This is a genomic window from Brevibacterium otitidis, assembly GCF_042429315.1.
GTDB lineage: Bacteria > Actinomycetota > Actinomycetes > Actinomycetales > Brevibacteriaceae > Brevibacterium > Brevibacterium otitidis.
The window spans coordinates 24,030-43,727 of sequence record NZ_JBHMAU010000072.1 but is presented as its reverse complement, the minus strand read 5'-3'; the positions used below and the strand labels follow the sequence as shown (position 1 = coordinate 43,727).

Below are 19,698 nucleotides of genomic sequence, written 5' to 3'. Positions count from 1 at the left end.
GGAAGAGACCGGTGAAAGGCCGGGACACTACCTCCTGCCCACTCATCGCGTCCGCGCTCGAATCCGAGTGAACCCCCGGACATCAAGCAGATCGGTGGATCAAGGCTAAATAAACGCAACCGGCCCCGTCGAAACGACGAGGCCGGTCACGAACAGGAGGCGGTCACGATCAGAGCGCGAACGCAATCAGGGGAAGCCAGCTGCTACCTCAGGGGAACCCAGCCACGGCCACCCCAGGGGAACCCAGCCACCCCCGGCCCAGCGCCTCACGCCTCGGCGAGCGCCTCGGGGCTTTCGGGGAGGATCTGGCCACCGTCGACGACGATGCCCTGGCCGGTGATGTAGCGGGCGCCATCGGAGCCGAGGAAGGCGACGGTGTGGCCGATATCGGCGGGGTCGCCGAGGTAGCCGAGCGGCACGGCGGCGGCCATCTGCTTGAGGTAGCCCTCGCCCATATCCTTGAGCCCCGGGGTCATAACGTTGCCGGGCAGCACGGCATTGACGGTGATACCGTCCTTGGCCAGCTCGATCGCCGCTGAGCGGACAAAGCCCATCTGCGCGGCCTTCGTCGCACCGTAGTGCGACCAGGCCGGAAAGCCGGTGTAGTTGCCAGTGATCGAGGAGGTGACGACGACGCGGCCGGCCTTCGACTTGCGCAGCGCCGGCAGCGCAGCCTGCACGATGTGGATGGTGCCGAAGGTGTTGATCGCGAAGATCGACTCGATATCCTCATCGGTCATCTCGTCGATGCGCGCCTGCGGGTAGACGCCGGCGTTGGAGGAGAGCAGATCGAGTCCGCCGAGGTCGGCGACGACGGCTGCGATGACCTCTTCGCAGTTGTCGCGGGAGCGGACGTCGAGGAGGTAGGCACTGAGACCCTCCTCGCGAGCGGTGTTGACTTCGTCTTCGGTCACGCCGGTGACGGCGACGGTGGCGCCGTGTTCTGCGAGGGTGTCGGCGATGCCGCGACCGATGCCCAGCGTGCCTCCGGTGACGAGTGCTGTGCGTCCTTCGAGCAGTCCTGCCATGATGTGCGAGCCGCCTTTCGAGTGGGGTGTGTCGGCGCCTTCAGTCTATCGAGACCCCTCCCGCCGCCGAGACGCCTTCCCCTCTCGAGGCGGGCCACCAGTCCCAGCGCCGCTCCCCTCCCGAGGCGAGCCGCCAGTCCCAACGCCGCTCCCCTCCCGAGGCGGGACACCAGTCCCGGCACCGCCCCACCCAGCAACGCGCGCGGCCGCGCCACACTGGGACTCAGCGCATGCCCTGGCCACCGATGAGGCCGAGGAGCACTCCGAGCGCCGCCGCCAGCAGCATCCCGCAGCCGTAGACGATCCCGGCGCGCACACGACCGGCGCGCAGCAGCCGCGCGGTCTCGACGCTGGCCGTGCTCAGGGTCGTGTACCCACCAAGGAAGCCCGTGCCGGCGACGAGCAGCCAGTCGGGGCGGGACGCCTCGGCGGCGGCGAAGGCGAGCCCGGTGAGCAGACCGAGGAGGAACGAGCCCGAGGTGTTGATGACGGCGGTGGCCAAGGACACGCGGGCCAGCCGCAGCCGAGTGAGGGCGAGGTCGAGCGCGTAGCGGAGCACTCCCCCGCAGCCGGCGGCGAGCGCGAACAGCAGCGCGGTCACAGCTCCCGCCTCGCCCGCTCAGTCTCGCCTTGCGCATCCCGCCTCCCCCACTCAGACGCGCCCGGCGCACCCTGCGCCTCCTCGCCCTGCGCAGCCTGCGTACCATCGCCCGGCGCACCCTGCGTCCCCTCACCCTGCCAGCTATCGTCCCGCACGGGTTCCCCGGGCCCGAGGCGGCGGGCACTTGCAATGCCGAATGCGGCGGCGAGCACGCCGCCGATGAGGGTGGCCAGCACACTGCCGAGGCCCCAGCCGAGCGCCCCGGCGGCCCTTCCGAGGACGCCGCCGACCCCGGAGGCTCCCGACGCAGAAGCACCCATCCCCTCAGCCGCTCCGGCGATGAGCGGGGCCACGGCATCGACGGTGAAGGCACTGTAGGTGGTGAACCCGCCGAGCACCCCAGTCCCGAGGCCGCGCTGCAGCAGCTGCAGCCGCCGGTCCGCCGCATACCCCTGACGCAGCTGCAGCGATTCCAGCAGCAGCCCTAGGAGGAAGCTGCCGAGCAGATTCACGATCAGCACGGCCACCCTGCCGTCGCCGGCGGGAATCCACTCGCCGATACCCCAGCGGGCGAGACTGCCGACGGCCGTGCCGATGAAGACCGCAAGGAGCAGCTGCAGCGTGTGCATCCGGCTCCCCATCGCGGCTCCTCCCCTCGTCTCAGGTCTGTTCCGCACCACCTTCACCCCACTCGGCTCAGGAGCGATGCGCGATGGCGTGCGACCGCCTCAGCGTATCCGAGACACCAACAGACCACATGTGACACATCACACATGAGATTTAGTTGAATGTTAAACTACATTGGGCCTACCGTAGGAGTGTGTTCGGTCGGCGCCGGGTTCTCACCGGCAGTTCCTGCGGCACCGAAAGTCTGCGGCACAGAGTTCCTGCGCCGCCGGCAACCAGCCACCGCCGGCAACCCCGTGCCGCCGAGAGTTTCCGATCCCATCAAAGGAGCATCATGACCACCCTGACCCCCGGAACCTGGAACCTCGACAACGCCCACAGCCGCGTCGGCTTCACCGTCCGCCACGCCGGCATCAGCAAGGTCCGCGGCGTGTTCACCGACGTCGAAGGCCGTCTGACCGCAGCCGAGACCTTCGCCGATTCCCGCGTCGAGGCCAGCGCCAAGGCCGCTTCCTTCGACTCCGGCGATGCCACCCGCGACGCCCACGTCGTCGGCCCTGACTTCTTCGACTCGGAGAACCACCCGAACCTCAGCTTCGTCGCCACCGGCATCGAAGGCGATGGCGCGGATTTCAAGCTCACCGGCGACCTGACGATCAAGGGCACCACGCGCCCGGTGACCTTCGATGTCGAGTTCGGCGGCGCGGCTGTCGATCCGTTCGGCGCCACCCGCGCAGGCTTCGAAGCCACCACCAAGATCTCCCGCAAGGAGTTCGGCATCACCTGGAACGCTGCCCTGGAGACCGGCGGTGTGCTCGTGAGCGACACCGTCACCATCACCGTCGACGCAGCGTTCGTCCTCGCCGCCGACTGATCCGGCCGGCCCTCCGCGGACCGAGCCGCGCACCTGCCCACAACGGGGCCAAGCCCCACCGGCCGAGCCCCGCACATCGTGCCCTGCGGCCCCGGAACACCTCTGTTCCGGGGCCGCAGTCGTCTCCTAGACTGATGCCCACGAGAGGACCAGCATGAGCAACACAGAACGCCACCCGTCAGAACAGGTCTGCACCGCCGCCGAGGCGATGGCTGCGGTTGAGATCCTCACCGCCCGCGAGGTGCCGTTGGGCGGCCCGCGCGCGATGACCGTCCATCGCACGCTCCCGTAGCGCCGACGCTCCATCATCGGGCCGTGGTGCTTTGTCGATCACTTCGATCCCGATAATGTCACCGCCACCGCGGGATGGAGGTGCCGCGCCAACCGCACACCGGGCTGGCGACCGTCACCCTCCTCTTCGCCGGGAAGATCGACCACATCGATTCCACGGGCTTCTCCAACACCATCAAGCCGGCCGAGGTCAACCTCATGATCGCCGGTTCTGGGGTCTCCCATTCGGAGTTCTCGCAGCCGGCCTCGCGCGTGCTGCACGGCGTGCAGCTGTGGTATGCGCTGCCGGATGCGCTGCGCTTCGGTCAGCCGGGCTCACAGCATCACGTCGCTGACAGCCAGACGGTGCCCGGCGGTCGGGTGTGGACCTACCTGGGAGCGTGCGCCGGCATGCGTTCACCGGTTGACACCTGTGTGTCGGTGCTGGCCGCGCAGGTGCAGGTGGAGACGGGTCAGCAGGTGACTCTCGACGTGCCGGACGACTATGAGCTGGGCGTGCTCGTCGACTCCGGTCAGGCACGCGTGGGCACCACCACCTCGCCCGAGGCGGGCGGCACCGCAGTCGCTGCCCGCGAGCTGACCTATGTGGCACCGGGATGCCGCACCCTGAGCATCGCTGCTACCGGGAACGAGGACGTCCGCGCCGTGCTCATCGGCGGCGCACCGCTGGAGGAGCAGATCGTCATGTGGTGGAACTTCGTCGCCCGCAGCCACGACGAGATCGTCGCCTTCCGCAAGGCCTGGCAGGCGGAGATCGGCCGCGCAGCTGAGGGCGGCAACGGCTCCGCTGAGGACGTCGAGGCGGAGTTCGTCATGCCGGCCGAGGCTGCGGAGATGGATTTCGGGCCGTTCCCGGCAGGCACACCTGAGGCGCTGCCGGCCCCGCGCCTGCCCAACGCCTGACTGCGCCCGCGCACCTGAGTTCGGCGGCTCAGCCGACCTGGCTCAGCCGACCCAGCTCAGCTGCGAATCTCGACCGTGATCCCGGCGTCACCGACGGTCATGGAGCACGCCGTGAGGTCCGGAACACAGGCATGCGCTTCGCCGAGTGCGCTGAGCGGGTGCGAGGTTCCGACGGCCAGCACGTGGGCGCCGGCGGCCAGACCCGCGCGGACCCCGGCCGGGGCGTCTTCGATCACGAGACACGCACGCGGGTCGACACCGAGCGCACGAGCCGCGGCGAGGTACCCCTCGGGGTCGGGCTTGCCGACGGTCACGTCGTCGGCGGCGACGAACACCTCGGGAACGGGCAGGCCGGCGACATGCAGCCGGGACTCCATCACCGCCCGCTTCCCCGAGGTCACAGTCGCCCAGGTCCCGTCCAGCAGCTGGCCGAGCAGCTCGCAGGTGCCGGGCAGCGCGCGGGTCTCGCCGGCAGCGCTGCGTTCGATCTCTAACAGGCGGGCGTGCGCAGCCGGGATCTGCCCGGCCGGCAGGTGCTCGCGCAGCACCTCTTCGCTGCGCCGGCCGTGACTCGTGGCGAGGATCTCGTCGGCGCGGAGGCCGTACTCATCGGCCCAGGTGCGCCAGATCCGCTCGATCGCCGAAGTCGAGTCGACCAGGGTGCCGTCGATGTCGAACAGAATCGCCTGACAGGTCAGCTGCATGTGCATCGTCTCCTCTCGGCCGCCTCAGTTCAGCTGGGCCGCAGTCCACCGTTCCCGAGGCGGGAGGCAGCTGCCGCGTCGAGGAACACCTCGAGCGCGGGGTGCCGCTGCAGGGCGCTGGCGGGCACGTTCTCGTCAACGGGACCATCGATCATCGCCGCGACCGCCTCGGCTTTGGCCTCGCCGAAGGCGAGCATGATGGCAGAGCGCGATTCGAGGATCGTGCCGATCCCCTGGGTGAGCGCCTGGCGCGGCACCTCGTCGATGGAGTCGAAGAACCGGGAGTTCGCCTCGCGGGTGTCGGCGGTCAGGTCGACGACGCGGGTGCGGGAGTCAAAGGGCGAGCCGGGCTCGTTGAAGGCGATGTGGCCATTGGGCCCGATGCCCAGGATCTGCAGGTCGATCCCGCCGAGTCCCCCGATGCCCTCCTCAAAGGCGGCAGCGGCGGCATCCGGGTCGGCGGCGTCGCCTTCGGGCAGCACCGCGTGGGCCGGGTCGATGTTCCAGGGCGTGAGGATCTGCTCGGTGATGTAGTGCCGGTAGCTCTGGACGTGTTCGGCCGGCAGCCCGATGTACTCATCGAGGCAGGTGATCCGCAGCTGGGACAGGTCGAGCCCTGCCTGCGCACGCCTGGTCAGCTCCACGTAGAGCGGCTCCGGGCTCGATCCGGTGGCGATCCCGATGACCGCCTGCGGGTTGGCGCGCACGAGCTGCTCGACTTGGTCTGCTGCCTGGGAGATGAGATCTGGGATCTCGTCGCCGGTCACGATGCGCATTCTGTTTCTCTCCTGATTTCGCAGGCGTCTCTCCAGACGCCGCTCACGTGCATGTCGTCGTCCCATAGTACGAAGTCAGCTGCCTGACCCGGTGCACATGAGCCGTGTCGTGCGCTGATTCCCACGCCAGCTGCCGGGACCGAGGTGGCGGCTGCGACTGCTTCCTGCAGCCCGATGCCCAGGGTCAGGGCGCGGCGCACGGCGGCGTCGAGCGTCAGCGTCGAACCGGCGATCGTCTGGGTACCGGTGAGGGTCGCGAGGCCGTCCGTGACCGTCACCGGCAGCGCGCCGAGCACGTACTCGCCGTCGCGGAAGCCGGCGGCGGACATCGCATCGGTGATGAGGGCCAGCCGGCCCGGGCAGCTGCGCCACAGCTGCGCGGCGACCGGCCCGAGGACGTGCATGCCGTCGAGGATGAGCTCGACGCACACCCGCTCGTCCTCGAGCGCGGCGATGATGGGCCCCGGTGCCCGGTGGTGGATGCCGGGCATCGCGTTGAAGGCATGCGTAAGGATCGTCGCACCGGCGTCGAAGGCCTCCCGGGTAGTGGCGTAGTCGGCGGTGGTGTGGCCGACGGCCATGCGGATCCCGCGCTCGACGGCATGGGAGATCGAGTCGAGAGCGCCGGGCAGCTCGGGCGCGATGGTGAAACAGCGCAGCCAGCCGGCCCCGGCGTCGGCGAAGCGGTCGATGAGCTCCGGAGTGGGGTGCTGCATGAGCTCCGAATCGTGGGCGCCGGCCTTCTCAGGGCTGATGAAGGGGCCTTCAAGGTGCACGCCGAGGATCCCGGCGCCGCTCACCTTCCCGGCGGCGGTACCCTCGCCGGCGCCCGGACCGCCGGTGCCCGCACCGGCCGCGCTGTCGGCCTCTGCCAGCGCTGCGATCTCCTGAAGCTCGGACACAATCGTCTCGGCCGAGCTCGTGACGAGGCTGAGCATCGAGCGGGTCACACCGTGGGCGGCGGTGGCGGCCAGGGCCGTGGCGATCTCAGCCGGCCCACCGCTGAACGACCCGCCGCCTCCGCCGTGGCTGTGCATGTCGATGAGCCCCGGGGTGAGCAGCCGCCCACCGCCGCACACCCGCTGGCAGCCAACCGGCACCTCGGGCGCGGGGCCCTCGCCGAGGCGGAGGATCCCGCTGGCATCGGCGAGCAGCCAGCCGCGGGCGATGTCGGTCTCGGCGTCGACGATGCGGACATCGTGGATGAGCAGCGTGCCCGCACCCGGCTGCGTGCTGGCCTGCTGGTCGGCGGCTTCGCTCATGCGAGTTCGATGAGGCCGTCGCCTGCGGCCACCTCGACGGCGGGGGTGACCTTGAGGTCGCCGGCCTCGGCTTCGAGCACGATGACCGGGACGACGAGCGACTTGCCGGCCTCGCGTGCCGGGGCGGTGTCCCAGGTGATGAGGTTCTGCCCGGCGGTGACGATGCTGCCGGCCTCGGCATGGAGTTCGAATCCGGCACCGGAGAGTTCGACGGTGTCGATGCCGAGGTGGACGAGCACGCCGCGGCCGTCAGAGGTGGAGACGACGAAGGCATGCGGCTTGAGGCTCGTGAGCGTCCCGGCGACCGGGGCGACTGCGATCAGCGTCGCCGCGTCACCGGGGTCGATGGCCGCACCGAGGCCGACGATCTCCTCAGCGAACACCGGATCGGGGACCTCCGACAGCGGGATGACGGTGCCGGCGATCGGGGCGGTGATGGGTGTGGTCATAGCGCTGCTCCCTGCTCTGAGTCGGTGACGGGATGCTCAGCCTCGGGCCGGTTGAGCTCTGCCAGGCTCTGCTTGGAGAACCCGAAGAAGTATGTTGCCAGAAAGCCTGCCACATAGGACACGAGCAGACCGAATCCGTAGATCGCCACGGCCGGCCCGATCCCCTGGTTGCCGGTGGTGAGCGGGAACAGCGCCCAGCCGCTCGGGCCGATCGCAGTGGAGCCGACGCTCGTGCCCAGCTGGTTGAACAGGCCGATGAACGCTCCGCCGAAGGCACCGCCGACGCAGGCGGTGATGAACGGGCGGCCCAGCGGCAGGGTGACGCCGTAGATGAGCGGCTCACCGACACCGAGCACACCGGCCGGCAGCGCGGACTTGATGGTCCGGCGGATGCTGGCGTCCTTGACCTTGAGGAACACGGCGACGGCCGCACCCACCTGCCCGCCGCCGGCCATCGCGAGGATCGGCAGCAGCACGGTGAATCCGGCCTGTTCGATGAGGGTGGCGTGGATGGGGATGAGCGCCTGGTGCAGGCCGAACATCACGAGCGGCAGGAACAGGCCGGCGAGGACGAACCCGGCGATGCCGCCGCCGACCTGCAGCAGCTGATTGGCGAGCACGCCGATGCCGTCGGCGATCCAGCCGGAGACCGTCATGAGCGGGAACAGCGTGAGCACGCCGACGACGAGGACGGTGAAGGTCGGCACGATGAGCATGCTGAGCGAGCGCGGCGCCCACGTGCGGGTCCAGCGTTCGACGTAGGCGGCGAGCACAGCGGCCAGCAGCGCGCCGATGACCCCGCCCTGGCCGGGTGCGAGCTCGGTGCCGAAGATCTGCACATCGGCGACCCCGGCGAAGGGGATGATGGCCGCGACCGCACCGCCGATGACCGGGGTGCCGCCGAACTCCTTGGCCGCGTTCATGCCGACGAACACAGCGATGAGGCTCATGAAGCTGCTCGCGATCGCCGTGAGGATCGGGGTGAGCCCGGCCGCCCACGTCCAGGTGCCGTTCTGCACGAGGTTGGTGAGCAGGCCGTTGAATCCGGCGATGATTCCGCAGGCGATGAGCGCAGGGATGAGCGGCAGGAAGATGTTGGCCACCCGGCGCAGGAACGCCTTGACCGGGGTGCGGTTGCGCTCCTTCTGCGCGGCCTTCATCTCCGAGCCGCGCTGTTGCAGCCGCCCGGCCGTGTCAGACTCGGTTGCCGCGGTTCCGGCAGCCGCGCCAGCGCTGGCGGCCGTGCTTCCGGCTGCGGCGCCCGTTCCCGAGGTGTCCGTTCCCGAGGTGTCCGTTCCCGAGGTTCCGGTCGCCTGATCGTCTGCCGGTCCCGAGGCGAGGGTCCGCTCGATCTCATCGGCGACTTCGTCGACGAGGCCGGGTCCGAGGATCACCTGCATCGTCTGGTCCTCGACGACGCCGAGGACCCCGTCGATGGCCTTGAGGCCGGCCGTGTCGACGCGGTCCTGGTCGCGAACGGGCAGGCGCAGGCGGGTGATGCAGTTCTCGACGGAGTCGACATTGCCGACACCGCCGAGGGCTGCGAGCACCTCCTGAGCGATGGTCTGCGGGGATGCGGTCATGACTGCTCCTTCGGGGGTGTCGGGGTGTGGGTGGTGAGGGCTTCACGCAGGACGCCGCCGGCTGCGGCGAGTGCGTCTTCGGCTGCGGGTGCGTCTAGGCCTGCGAGGATCATGAGGATCGCGGTCTTGGCCTTCCCGCCGGCTGCTTCGACGGCGGCGGTGACGGTGTCGTGGTCGGCGCCGGTGGCTTCGGTGACGATGCGGTGCACGCGGGTAGTGAGCTTGTGGTTGGTGGCGTCGACGTCGACCATGAGGTTGCCGTAGGTCTTGCCCAGGCGGATCATCGTCATCGTCGAGAGCATGTTGAGCACGAGCTTCTGGGCGGTGCCGGCTTTGAGGCGGGTGGAGCCGGCGATGAGCTCAGCGCCGACGACGACCTCGATCGGCACCTCGGCGGCAGCCCCCAGGGCGGAGTCTGCGTTGCAGGAGATCCCTGCGGTGAACGCGCCTGCCTCCCGGGCGGCAGTGACGGCGGCGACCGTGTACGGGGTCGCACCGGATGCGGCGATGCCGACGACGGCGTCATCGGGCCCGACTCCCTGGGCTGCGATGTCGGCCCGGCCTAAAACGGTGTCGTCTTCTGCGCCTTCGACGGCGGTGATGAGCGCATCCCGGCCACCGGCGATGAGCCCGATGACGAGGCTCGGGTCGGTGCTGAAGGTCGGCGGGCATTCGGAGGCATCGAGCACGCCGAGCCGCCCGGCGGTGCCGGCGCCTGCGTAGATGAGCCGGCCGCCGCGGCGCATCCGCTCGGTGATCCCGTCGACCGCTTGGGCGATCTCTGCCAGATGCGCGCCGACGGATGGTGCGACGCGGGCGTCTTCGTTGTTCATCACTCCGGCCAGCTCGACCGTCGAAAGCGTGTCGATGTGTGCGAACCGGGAGTCGATCGTCTCCGTCGTGGAAGTCGGCGTCGAGCCGGCCGGGGATGCGGGGGTGGTCTCGTGGGTCATGAGGGGTCCTTTCGGCGCCGGCGCGGGGCGAGCATCTGGTGGGAGGTGGTGACGGCAGCGCCGGCCTGCTCGGCGCGGCGCTGGTAGACAAGGGCGAAGAGTGAGTCGACGATGAACAGCTGGCCGGTCCGTGAGCTCATGGCCGCCGGGCGCATCCCGCTTTCGCGGGCGGCGACGGCGATGAGGACGTGGTCGGCTGCGGTGATCCGCGAGCGCGGGCGCACGGTGATCGCCACGGTCTGCACGCCTGAAGCTCGGGCCGCGTCGAGGGGTTCGAGGATGTCGGCGGTCTCACCGGAGGCGCTGATGACGATGAGCAGATCGGCCGGTTCCATGACGGCAGCGGCGGTGAGCGCGTGGTGGCCTTCGGTGATCGGCTGGCTGATGATGCCGATGCGCTCGAGCTTGGCGGACAGGTCGCGGGCGACGATGCCCGAGGCGCCGATGCCGGTGACGACGACACGCCGGGCAGTGCAGATCGCCTCCGCCGAGGTGGTCAGGGCTGCGATGTCGAGGGCGGCAGCCGAGTCGGCGAGCGCCTGCTGCTCTTCGGCCAGCAGCTTGGCCACGACCTCGGCGGGGGCGTCGTCGAGTTCGATGTCGGCGGGCAGCCGGCCGGTGCCGGCCCGGCCTGCCGCTGCGGTCTGCACCGCGGTCGAGGCGGCGAGCAGGGCCCGGAACTCACGGTAGCCGGAGCAGCCGATCGCCTGGGCGAGCCGGGTGACCGAGGCGTCGCTTGTCTCGGTGTGGGCGGCCAGCTGCCGCATCGTCATCGGCACGATCGCCTGCGGGTCGGCGAGCACCGCCCGGCCGACTTGTGCCGGGCCGCGGCTCAGCGTCGGCACGAGCGAACGCAGGCGCGCCAGCAGCGCCTCCGGGGTGGGTGGCTGGGCCTGCCCCCGCTTTGAGGAGTTTTTCTCCATCAGATTCGGCATAGACTGAAGTTTTCCACCTGATCTATGCTATGTCAAAGGTCACAGCTTCATTCCATCGCTTCGGCTTCCGCTGCAGCGGGCTCCGCTTTGCTGGGATGAGCGGGGCAGCCAGCAGGCGCGCACATCGGATGCGCGAGCACAATCGGGCGCGAGAGCAGAAGGAGACAGACATATGCGAGGCATCGGAGCCAGTGAGGGCTGTGCCCTCGGGCCGGTCCACCACGTCGATCGCAGCCTCGCCGAACCAGCGGCAGACCCGCGGCCATCCGGATCCGACCCCACAGCTGAGGTCACCCGCTTCACCGAAGCCGCCGACGCCGTGACGGCAGCCCTGGAGACCGCCGCCTCGAACGCCTCGGGTGAGGCTGCCGAGATCCTCTCGGCCACCGCCCAGATGGCCTCCGACCCTACCCTGGCCGAATCGGCCAGCAGGCTCATCCGCGACGAGAACCTCACCGCCGAGCGCGCCGCCTGGGTGGCAGCCGGGCAGCTGCGCGAGAAGCTCGAGAACCTCGGCGGCTACCTCGGGGAGCGGGCGGCCGATGTCGCCGATGTCCGCGACCGGATCATCGCCTCGCTGCGCGGCGAGGAGAGGAGCCTGGAGTCTCCCGATGAGCCGTTCGTGCTCGTCGCCGAGTCCCTCTCCCCTGCCGACACCGCCGATCTCGACACCGCACTCGTCCTCGCGCTCGTCACCGTGCAGGGCGGGCCGCAGTCCCATTCGGCGATCCTCGCCCGCGCGCTCGGCATCCCCGCCGTCGTCGGCACCGAACCGGCCATCACCCAGATCGCTGTCGGCACCGAGGTGTTCGTCGACGGAACCGAGGGCACCATCAGCACCGAGCCAGGTGAGGAGGAGAAGGACCGGGCCGCGCAGTGGCAGGCCGCACGCACGCAGGCTGCCGCGTTCTCCGGCCGCGGCGAACTGGCCTGCGGTCACCGGGTGCAGCTGCTGGCCAACATCGGCTCAGCTGCCGATGCCGAGGCAGCCGCGAAGGCCGGTGCGGAGGGTGTCGGGCTGCTGCGCACCGAGTTCCTCTTCCTCGACCGGGCCAATGAGCCCAGCGTCGACGAGCAGGCCGAGGTGTACGCCGCGATCTTCGCCCACTTCCCCCACAAACCGGTTGTCATCCGCACCCTTGATGCCGGTTCAGACAAGCCGATGCCCTTCATCACCGCAGCCCAGCGCAGCGAGGGCGCCCAGGTGAGTGAGCCGAACCCGGCACTGGGGATGCGCGGGTTCCGCACCCACTCCTTCGCCCCGGCCGTCCTCGAACGCCAGCTGCGGGCCATCGCCCAGGCCGCCCAGGAATCCGAGGCCGAGGTGAAGGTCATGGCCCCGATGATCACGACCGCCGACGAGGCAGCCCGCTTCGCCGAACTCGTCACCGCAGCCGGGCTGCAGACTGCCGGGATAATGGTCGAGACTCCGGCGGCGGCCCTCTGCGCGGCCGCGACGCTGGCGCCGGTGGCTTTCGCCTCGATCGGCACGAACGACCTGACGCAGTACACGCTCGCCTTCGACCGCGAGCTGCCCGATTACGGCGGACTGCAGTCCTCTGGCCACCCGGCCGTGCTCAGCCTCATCGGCGCGACCGTCCGCGGCGCCGAACAGGCCGATGCGCAGACCGGTGACGGGAAGCAGCGCACCGTCGGGGTCTGCGGTGAGGCCGCAGCCGATCCGGACCTGGCCGTCATCCTCGCCGGCCTCGGCGTCACCTCGCTGTCGATGTCAGCCCCAGCGCTGGGCCGGGTCGCGGCGAAACTCGCCGAGGTCACCCTCGCCGAGGCACGCACGACCGCCGCCGAAGCGCTGAGCGGCTCGGTCGTGACGGCCGCCGTCACCGCCCAGGACTCCCCTGCCGACGGCACGGCTGATGCCCAGCCGCCCACCGCCTCGGGAGCGGAGGAGACCCAGGCGCCCACCACCTCGGGCGCGGGAGAGACAGACGTGCGCCGCACGATCGAGGTGACCGCACCGACGGGACTGCACGCCCGCCCGGCCGCGGTGCTCGCCAAGGCGCTCAAGGCACTCGACGCGAGCGTCCAGATCACGCACGCCGGCAGCGGCGCGACAGCCGATGGGGCCAGCGTCATGGAGATGATGGCGCTCGGCGCCGATCCCGGCGACGCGATCGAGGTCCACGCCACCGGACCGGCCGCCGCCGAGGCCCTCGCCGCAGTCGAAGCCGCAGCCACCGGAGACGCATGAGCCGGCGCTGAGATTCCAGCGCCGGCTCAGAGAAGGGAACGGACAGTGATCAGGGAAGCAGGTCCTTGATGTCGTCGACGAGGATGTCGGCCTCGGGACCGACGACGACCTGGACGATCTCGCCCTGCGCGACGACGCCGAAGGCACCGGCGGCCTTGAGTGCGGCCTCGTCGACCTGGCTGCCGTCAGTGATCTCGACGCGCAGGCGCGTGATGCAGGCCTCGATGTCCTCAATGTTGTCTGCGCCGCCGAGCCCGGCGAGGATCTGCTCAGCTCTGTCCATCTGTGACTCCTCTGTCGTTCGGGTGTGCATGGCGGGACGGTCGCCTCCGCGGCACTCATGTCCACCAGTCTACGGCCGCCGGCCGGCACACCGCCGGTGAGCGCAGCCACAGCGGAGGACAGCTCTTCAGCCCCGCGCCCTGCCGGCCGCAGGACGCGCATCCCATCCATCAGGAAGGACAGCGATGTCTACCCCCACCACCGCCGACGCGACTAAGAAGAAGCGCGGCATACCCGGCTTCGTGCAGCTGCAGCGCGTCGGCCGCTCCCTCATGCTGCCGATCGCCGTGCTGCCTGCTGCCGCCCTGCTCATGCGCTTCGGCCAGCCCGATATGCTCGGTGCCGACGGTCTGGCGCAGTACGCGTCGTGGCTGCAGCCGGTCGCCGAGGTGTTCGCTGCCGCCGGCAGCGCCCTGTTCGACAACCTGGCGCTCATCTTCGCCGTCGGTGTGGCGATCGGGTTCGCGAAGAGGGCCGACGGATCGACGGCACTGGCCGGCGTGGTCGGCTACCTTGTCCTCACCAATGTCTTCAAGGCCCTGGCCCCGTACTTCGGCTCCGATGGCGGGGACGGTGAGAAGGTCATCAACTACGGTGTGCTCGCCGGCATCATCATCGGCATCATCGCCGCCGTGCTCTACCAGCGCTACTACCGGATCAAGCTGCCGGACTACCTCGGGTTCTTCGGCGGGCGCCGCTTCGTGCCGATCGTCACCGCGGTGGCCGCGATGGTCACCGGTGTCATCATGGCGATCATCTACCCGGTCTTCGACGCACTCATCAACAAGGGTGTGGGCGGATTCCTCATGGAGCACGGCTCGAATCCGGCCACCGGGTTCATCTTCGGCACCATCAACCGTCTGCTCATCCCCTTCGGCCTGCACCACCTGCTCAACAACCTGCCGTGGTTCCAGCTCGGCTCGTGCACGAACTCCGCCGGTGAGACCCTGCACGGCGACATCACCTGCTTCTACAGCGGTGTCGACGGGACCGCCGACTGGACCGGTTCGTTCATGACCGGGTTCTTCCCGATCATGATGTTCGCGCTGCCGGCCGCGGCGCTGGCGATCTACCACACCGCGCACCCGTCGCGCCGCAAGCTCGTGGGCGGCATCATGCTCTCGGTGGCGCTGACCGCTTTCGTCACCGGCATCACCGAGCCGCTGGAGTACGCCTTCGCCTACGTCGCGTTCCCGCTCTACGCGGTGCACGCGGTGCTCACCGGCACGTCGCTGGCGCTGGTGAATGCGCTCGGCATCAAATCCGGGTTCGGGTTCTCCGCCGGTGCGATCGACTATCTGCTCAACCTCGGGCGGGCTGCGGAGCTCTCCGGCGGGATCGGCAAGGTGCTGCTGCTCATCGTCATCGGCCTGGTGTACGCGGCGATCTACTACTTCCTGTTCCGCTGGGCGATCATCAAGTTCAACCTGCACACGCCTGGCCGTGAAGAGGAGGGCGACGCCGGTGAGGGCGCTCCCTCGGTCTTCGACGAGGCACAGGAAGCTGCCGCTGAGTCAACCGGCAAGAAGCGCGCACAGAAGGAGGGCAGGCAGTAGTCCTTCGTGACTGACTGCGCGTGACATGGCTACTGTGGACCAGCAGCGCATGGAGCACCGCTAACTGCCACCGACTAAGTTACAAACCGGAAGAGGAATCGTAACGAACGGGGCTTGCGAGGTTAATAACCGCCTCGCAAGCCCCGTCTTTAACTTGATACTCTTAACGTCGACTCTTTGACCTACGACGAAGAAATATCACGGCGAGCACGATGGCAAGCACAACGGATGCCGCAGCAATCATCGGAATGAACCCGGCTGCAAGAGCACCTGGCTCGTCACTAATGAAAAGATACACCAGCTGGACGACGACTGCAGTGCCAACTATCGATGCCCAGATCGCCACGAAATCCCATCCTGTTTCCGGCTTGGATGTAAAGAACCGTTTTGCGAAATTCCTACGCTCAGACATCTCCACATCACTCCCTACTTCTTGCAGACGCGATTCCAATCGAGTTCATTCGAGCCGATCGTCAAAAGAATAGTGCATGGGACACCGAGGGCGCCTACACTCGACGCCGCAGCTGCACCACAGATCGCGGTGCCCCAGATCCCAAATAGGTAGGCAGCGGTCCGAGCCTTACCGCATTTGAATCCCGCCGTTGAGAAATCCGCTCCATTCAAATTCTCAACTTCGTTGAGGTTCGCGTCCACGTCGATCGCATGGGTAGACACGTATTGGTACAACTCGTTAGCAGCGCTAGTACCGAGATCCTGGACTATTTGCTCAGCCAGCACCTCAGATCCGATACCCAGCTTTTCAGCAATCCGTAAAGTTTCGGACTCAGTAGCGAGAGTCCGAGCGTTCCGTGCTCGCATTTGCCGGAACAGCAAATGCAGCACCAGCAAGCGCCAAGACTAGAGCCACAGCAGTTAGAAACGGTAGTGCATTAAAGGCTCTTCTGACTTGAGTGTGGGGTGAGGTCTGGTTTCGTGGTGGGCGTGTCCGTGCGCTAAGCAGCGTCGAGGCCCTTGAGAATCAGGGTTACCACAACCATCGATTCCAAGGACCTTGACGATGTCTGATTCTACTGTCTGCTGCCGCACCACAGGTGACTACTGCCACCACTGCAACCTGCTGGTCGACCTGCCCGGACTCCACGTGGTCAAGGTCGACCGTCACCAGGCCGGACTGCGAATCGTGGTCGAGCCAGCCCGCCCGTCGGTGATGGGATGTCCCGGCTGCGGGGTAGTGGTGCAAGGGCATGGGCGGATGCCGGTCGAGTTGATCGACGCGCCCTGTTTCACCGCACCGATCCGGGTGCAGTGGCGCAAACGCCGCTGGCGCTGTCTTGACCCCGACTGCACGGTGACCTCGTTCACGGAACAGAACCCGCAGGTAGCAGCCGCCCGGGCACTGCTCACGGTACGCGCCACTCGGTGGGCGATTCAACAACTCCGCTCGGAGAACGCGTCGATACAGGGTCTGGCGCGCCAGTTGGGGTGTACGTGGAAAACGTTGTGGCGTGCGGTGAAGCCAGTGCTGCAAGCCGCCAGCGAGGACGAGTCCCGGTTCGCTGGTGTCACCGTGTTGGGCGTGGATGAACACATCTGGCATCACGTGTCCACCCGACCGGTCGGCACCGGCGGTCGAGGCCCGAAAGAGTTCACCGGCATGGTCGATCTGACCCGTGATTCCACCGGCAGGGTTCGGGCCCGACTGCTGGATTTGGCGCCGGGGCGTTCAGGCAAGGTGCACAAGACCTGGCTCCACGATCGTGGCGAAGCGTTCCGGGCACAGGTCAAGGTCGCGACTCTGGATCCGTTCCATGGCTACAAGAACGCGATCGATGACCAACTCGAAGACTCGACCGCGGTGCTGGACGCGTTCCATGTCGTGAAACTCGGCACCGCCGCGGTCGATGAAGTTCGTCGCCGGGTACAGCAAGACATTCACGGGCATCGCGGCCGCAAAAACGATCCGCTCTACCGGATCCGGAACCTTCTGCGCGCGGGTAAAGAACACCTCACCCCGCGACAGCACGCCCGACTCGAGAACGCCTTCCTTGCTGACGAGCGGCATGTGGAAGTCGAGGTCGCCTGGCACTGTGCCCAACAGTTACGGTCGGTGTATCGCCAGCCCCATCCCGTGGCTGGTCGACGAATCGCGATCAAGGTGCTGGACGCGTTCCCAACCTGCCCAATCCCAGAAATCGCCAGACTGGGCCGCACGCACAAGCGGTGGCGAGAACCGTTCCTCGGCTACTTCACCACTGACGGCGCGAACAACGGTGGCACCGAAGCGATCAACGGCGTGATCGAACTCGCACGGCGCGTAGCCAGAGACTTCCGCAGCCCCGAGAACTATCACCTCAGAATGCTCCTGGTCGGCGGCGGCCTGAACCTCTAACCCACACTCAAGTCAGAAGAGCCCGCTATCCCCTTCCGGCCAGTGCTTGGCATCAGGGCCGCTGTTGATAGCTCTCAGGATCAAGCTGATCCATCAAGTACATCTCCGCGTCCATGAATTCCGCTGGGTCGGGAATGTCAACAGCTTGAGGTTGCGTGCCCTCAAGCTCGATCACGCTTCGAGTTGAGATGACTCCGTCTCCTCGCGATCCAGGAATCCACGTTGCACGCAGCTCTACTCGAGAGATGAAACTCTCGTGGAGGTCCACGACCAGCTCAACATCGTCGACCAGGTCGTAGCTCATTGCACTCAGCGCCTTGTCGAGAGCGCGTCGTCGCGCCTCCTTCGCTCGCTGGGTGAGCACACGAGGTGATGCGGTACATCGATACCGCGGTCCATGGCCAATGACACCAGTGGTGCCGGTGAGCATCACCAAGGGCAGCAGAACCGTAGACACGAGTCCACCCACATCGAGTGCGATCCATTGCCCGGATTCCGAATCCTGCTGGTAGATGTGCCCATCTGCATACAGGCTCACCGTTGGAGGAACCACAGTGTCGTCACCCAAATCGAACGTCGCAGTGCTCATCACCAGTTCCGCGCGAGGATCCGCGTAGGCTGCGGCGCGGGACGAGACCTCTATTACAGTGTCACCGTCCATGTGAGTTCCAGTGAGGAACTCACGAACGCTATAGGGTCCACCATCAAGCATCGCGCGAGCGAGGCCTACTATTCCGTCAGGAGTCACAGCTGTCACCACTTCGACTTGCAAACACGGTGGCACGTTCGTACCTTCGGGCCGCAGACGGCGGCCATACAGGCAAGTACAGCAGCTAAATGGCCAAGGTATCTGCATCGACTCGCCTTAACTGCGCAGTTTACTCCTACGCAACCTGCAATACAAGTGAAGTACTGCCCCGCGCCCTGCGGCCTGATCTTACCGTCGCCGAGGGCCGTGACTGTCAGTGCTTCCGGTTGAAGTCTGTCGCCAGCAAACATCTCATTGCGATCTGCACTAATCCTCTCGACAATGGGCTTGCTGTTCGGATCGTCGAGTTCACAGGAGATTATCGCAGCGTCGGATACTGACCTCGTGCGATGCGGATAGAAGAGCATCAAGAGCGTGGATCCGGCCTCATCAGAGATCGCGACCACCTGCTCCTGCTCAGTGTCATACTGTTCCGCCGTCAGGAGATCCCGCGCTTCGGCTATTTCGGGAGCTGCGTGAGCACGTGCGGTCGCATCAGCGAGCGCAGATCCTGACAGAACTACAGCGCCGCCTGCGCCGGCAATAGCCGGTGAATAGCGCACAGTCATACCCAATGCCACCAGCCCGAGAGCGCCTGCGCCTACAAGCACAGAGCGACGCCCGATTCCAGGGTCGGGCGCAAGCTTCTCAGCAACGGCAGTGAGCACCTGTCGAGATCGACTCGGACCTAGACCGCGAAGCAACGCCAACGACATGCCCAACCCGGCCTTGACGCGAATCGCTGCACCGTTGACCTCCATCAGCATCGGACGATAAGACCATCCCGGGATGTTGCGATCCAAAAGCTCCACTATTTCTGGATCGCGGAGACTACGGGCACGGAGCCAACCGCCGCTAATAGATTCGACCGTTTCCGCTGTACGTGAACAGGTATCGCATGTCGTGTCGAATAGTAAGTACCGTTCCATGATTTCCTCCTCATCAGCAGTTTCCCTTCTCATGGAACTAGAGTTAGCGCTACGGCGGCACAGACTCACGTCTGAACTTAAGGTACTTTCGTATCGATGTTCGACAGGCAGCTGAGCGTGGACTGGTCAGGGGCCCGGCGGCGGCGCAGTGCCTCGTTGAGGGTTTTCGGGCGGAAATCGCAGAAACCACCGTCTCGGAAGACGTCGGCGCTCACAGCACGCTCGATGACGACGCGTGCGCTACTCGGTCAAGCGCGAAGAGCAGGCACATGCGTCCAGCATAGGACTACACCGTCAGAAGCTACCCTCAGCCTTGTTTGCACAGGGTGGGATCCAGCCACCTCAGACGCTGGCGTTCCAGCCCGTGCTTACCCAAATTGTGGCTAGCAACGACTCGAGAAGTCGTTCAAACCGGCGTTGGGCCTACAGCAGACACTCCCGATGGCCACCACGAGGCAGGCGTCGGTGACGCTGTATGAGAAGAGCCCCCTGTCAGGCTCGAACTGACGACCTTCGCTTTACAAGAGCGGTGCTCTACCAACTGAGCTAAGGAGGCGTGCTCACCGCGGTGAGCCTAAGACAGTGTAGAACATCGGCCTGCCGCGCGCCACGCACGCCCTGTCTGTTCGCCGGTG

General features: G+C 67.2%; 19 protein-coding genes and 1 tRNA gene. 6 read left to right on the top strand and 14 right to left on the bottom strand.

All coding sequences use genetic code 11. The features are described 5' to 3' along the window. Positions 1-266 precede the first annotated feature (266 nt). The 3 genes from fabG to ACFFN1_RS12390 form a co-directional block, all read right to left on the bottom strand. Positions 267-1,028 (bottom strand): 3-oxoacyl-ACP reductase FabG, encoded by a 762-nt coding sequence (gene fabG, locus ACFFN1_RS12400; RefSeq protein ID WP_376841094.1) that lies wholly within the window; start codon positions 1,026-1,028, stop codon positions 267-269. A 223-nt stretch (positions 1,029-1,251) separates the two neighbouring features. After that, positions 1,252-1,629: a fluoride efflux transporter FluC gene (locus tag ACFFN1_RS12395; protein ID WP_376841093.1), complete on the bottom strand. Its 378-nt coding sequence runs from the start codon at positions 1,627-1,629 to the stop codon at positions 1,252-1,254. Next, positions 1,626-2,258 (bottom strand): fluoride efflux transporter FluC, encoded by a 633-nt coding sequence (locus ACFFN1_RS12390; RefSeq protein WP_376841092.1) that lies wholly within the window; start codon positions 2,256-2,258, stop codon positions 1,626-1,628. Before ACFFN1_RS12390 ends, ACFFN1_RS12395 begins: the two co-directional genes overlap by 4 nt. A gap of 332 nt (positions 2,259-2,590) precedes the next feature. Here ACFFN1_RS12390 and ACFFN1_RS12385 point away from each other — a divergent pair, with 332 nt between their 5' ends. The 3 genes from ACFFN1_RS12385 to ACFFN1_RS12375 all read left to right on the top strand — a co-directional run bounded on the left by ACFFN1_RS12385 (position 2,591) and on the right by ACFFN1_RS12375 (position 4,324). After that, positions 2,591-3,130, top strand: coding sequence for a YceI family protein (locus ACFFN1_RS12385; protein WP_376841091.1), 540 nt, complete (start codon positions 2,591-2,593; stop codon positions 3,128-3,130). A gap of 154 nt (positions 3,131-3,284) precedes the next feature. Continuing rightward, positions 3,285-3,422 carry a hypothetical protein gene (locus ACFFN1_RS12380; protein ID WP_376841090.1) on the top strand — a complete coding sequence of 46 codons (138 nt, stop codon included), beginning with the start codon at positions 3,285-3,287 and terminating at the stop codon, positions 3,420-3,422. Between the two features lie 80 nt (positions 3,423-3,502). Further along, positions 3,503-4,324 (top strand): pirin family protein, encoded by an 822-nt coding sequence (locus ACFFN1_RS12375; protein ID WP_376841089.1) that lies wholly within the window; start codon positions 3,503-3,505, stop codon positions 4,322-4,324. Positions 4,325-4,380: 56 nt separating this feature from the next. Here the strand turns inward: ACFFN1_RS12375 and ACFFN1_RS12370 are convergent, their stop codons facing one another. Genes ACFFN1_RS12370 through ACFFN1_RS12340 form a run of 7 tightly spaced genes read right to left on the bottom strand, consistent with a single transcriptional unit; the run spans position 4,381 to position 10,974 of the window. Then, the gene (locus ACFFN1_RS12370) at positions 4,381-5,034 is read right to left on the bottom strand and encodes an HAD-IA family hydrolase (RefSeq protein WP_376841088.1); all 654 of its coding nucleotides are present in this window, start codon (positions 5,032-5,034) and stop codon (positions 4,381-4,383) included. A 23-nt stretch (positions 5,035-5,057) separates the two neighbouring features. Beyond that, on the bottom strand, positions 5,058-5,804 hold the full coding sequence (locus tag ACFFN1_RS12365) for a glucosamine-6-phosphate deaminase (protein WP_376841087.1): 747 nt from the start codon (positions 5,802-5,804) through the stop codon (positions 5,058-5,060). After that, positions 5,792-7,066 carry an N-acetylglucosamine-6-phosphate deacetylase gene (gene nagA / locus ACFFN1_RS12360; RefSeq protein WP_376841086.1) on the bottom strand — a complete coding sequence of 425 codons (1,275 nt, stop codon included), beginning with the start codon at positions 7,064-7,066 and terminating at the stop codon, positions 5,792-5,794. The genes ACFFN1_RS12365 and nagA overlap by 13 nt, the downstream gene beginning before the upstream one ends. Beyond that, a complete protein-coding gene (locus ACFFN1_RS12355) occupies positions 7,063-7,515 on the bottom strand; it encodes a PTS sugar transporter subunit IIA (protein ID WP_376841085.1) in 453 nt (150 codons plus the stop codon). The genes nagA and ACFFN1_RS12355 overlap by 4 nt, the downstream gene beginning before the upstream one ends. Continuing rightward, positions 7,512-9,098, bottom strand: a complete 1,587-nt coding sequence (locus tag ACFFN1_RS12350) for a PTS transporter subunit EIIC (protein WP_376841084.1) — start codon at positions 9,096-9,098, stop codon at positions 7,512-7,514. Before ACFFN1_RS12350 ends, ACFFN1_RS12355 begins: the two co-directional genes overlap by 4 nt. Then, positions 9,095-10,051 carry an N-acetylmuramic acid 6-phosphate etherase gene (murQ, locus tag ACFFN1_RS12345; protein WP_376841083.1) on the bottom strand — a complete coding sequence of 319 codons (957 nt, stop codon included), beginning with the start codon at positions 10,049-10,051 and terminating at the stop codon, positions 9,095-9,097. The genes ACFFN1_RS12350 and murQ overlap by 4 nt, the downstream gene beginning before the upstream one ends. Further along, on the bottom strand, positions 10,048-10,974 hold the full coding sequence (locus tag ACFFN1_RS12340; RefSeq protein ID WP_376841082.1) for a MurR/RpiR family transcriptional regulator: 927 nt from the start codon (positions 10,972-10,974) through the stop codon (positions 10,048-10,050). The genes murQ and ACFFN1_RS12340 overlap by 4 nt, the downstream gene beginning before the upstream one ends. A gap of 184 nt (positions 10,975-11,158) precedes the next feature. Here ACFFN1_RS12340 and ptsP point away from each other — a divergent pair, with 184 nt between their 5' ends. Then, a complete protein-coding gene (ptsP, locus tag ACFFN1_RS12335) occupies positions 11,159-13,198 on the top strand; it encodes a phosphoenolpyruvate--protein phosphotransferase (RefSeq protein ID WP_376841081.1) in 2,040 nt (679 codons plus the stop codon). Between the two features lie 49 nt (positions 13,199-13,247). On the opposite strand, the gene ACFFN1_RS12330 is transcribed toward ptsP, so the two are convergent. Further along, entirely contained in the window at positions 13,248-13,511 is a 264-nt protein-coding gene (locus ACFFN1_RS12330) for a PTS sugar transporter subunit IIB (RefSeq protein WP_376841080.1), read from the bottom strand. Between the two features lie 154 nt (positions 13,512-13,665). Here ACFFN1_RS12330 and ACFFN1_RS12325 point away from each other — a divergent pair, with 154 nt between their 5' ends. Together ACFFN1_RS12325 and ACFFN1_RS12320 are read left to right on the top strand one after the other, a co-directional pair. Further along, complete coding sequence (locus ACFFN1_RS12325) at positions 13,666-15,036, top strand: PTS transporter subunit EIIC (protein WP_376841079.1); 1,371 nt, start codon at positions 13,666-13,668, stop codon at positions 15,034-15,036. Positions 15,037-16,054: 1,018 nt separating this feature from the next. Continuing rightward, a complete protein-coding gene (locus ACFFN1_RS12320; protein WP_376841078.1) occupies positions 16,055-17,386 on the top strand; it encodes an ISL3 family transposase in 1,332 nt (443 codons plus the stop codon). 52 nt (positions 17,387-17,438) lie between these two features. Here the strand turns inward: ACFFN1_RS12320 and ACFFN1_RS12315 are convergent, their stop codons facing one another. The 3 genes from ACFFN1_RS12315 to ACFFN1_RS12305 all read right to left on the bottom strand — a co-directional run bounded on the left by ACFFN1_RS12315 (position 17,439) and on the right by ACFFN1_RS12305 (position 19,619). Continuing rightward, a complete protein-coding gene (locus tag ACFFN1_RS12315; RefSeq protein ID WP_376841077.1) occupies positions 17,439-18,047 on the bottom strand; it encodes a hypothetical protein in 609 nt (202 codons plus the stop codon). A 92-nt stretch (positions 18,048-18,139) separates the two neighbouring features. Beyond that, positions 18,140-19,063: a hypothetical protein gene (locus ACFFN1_RS12310; RefSeq protein ID WP_376841076.1), complete on the bottom strand. Its 924-nt coding sequence runs from the start codon at positions 19,061-19,063 to the stop codon at positions 18,140-18,142. Between the two features lie 483 nt (positions 19,064-19,546). Beyond that, positions 19,547-19,619: transfer RNA gene (locus tag ACFFN1_RS12305), tRNA-Thr, on the bottom strand. Positions 19,620-19,698: the final 79 nt, after the last annotated feature.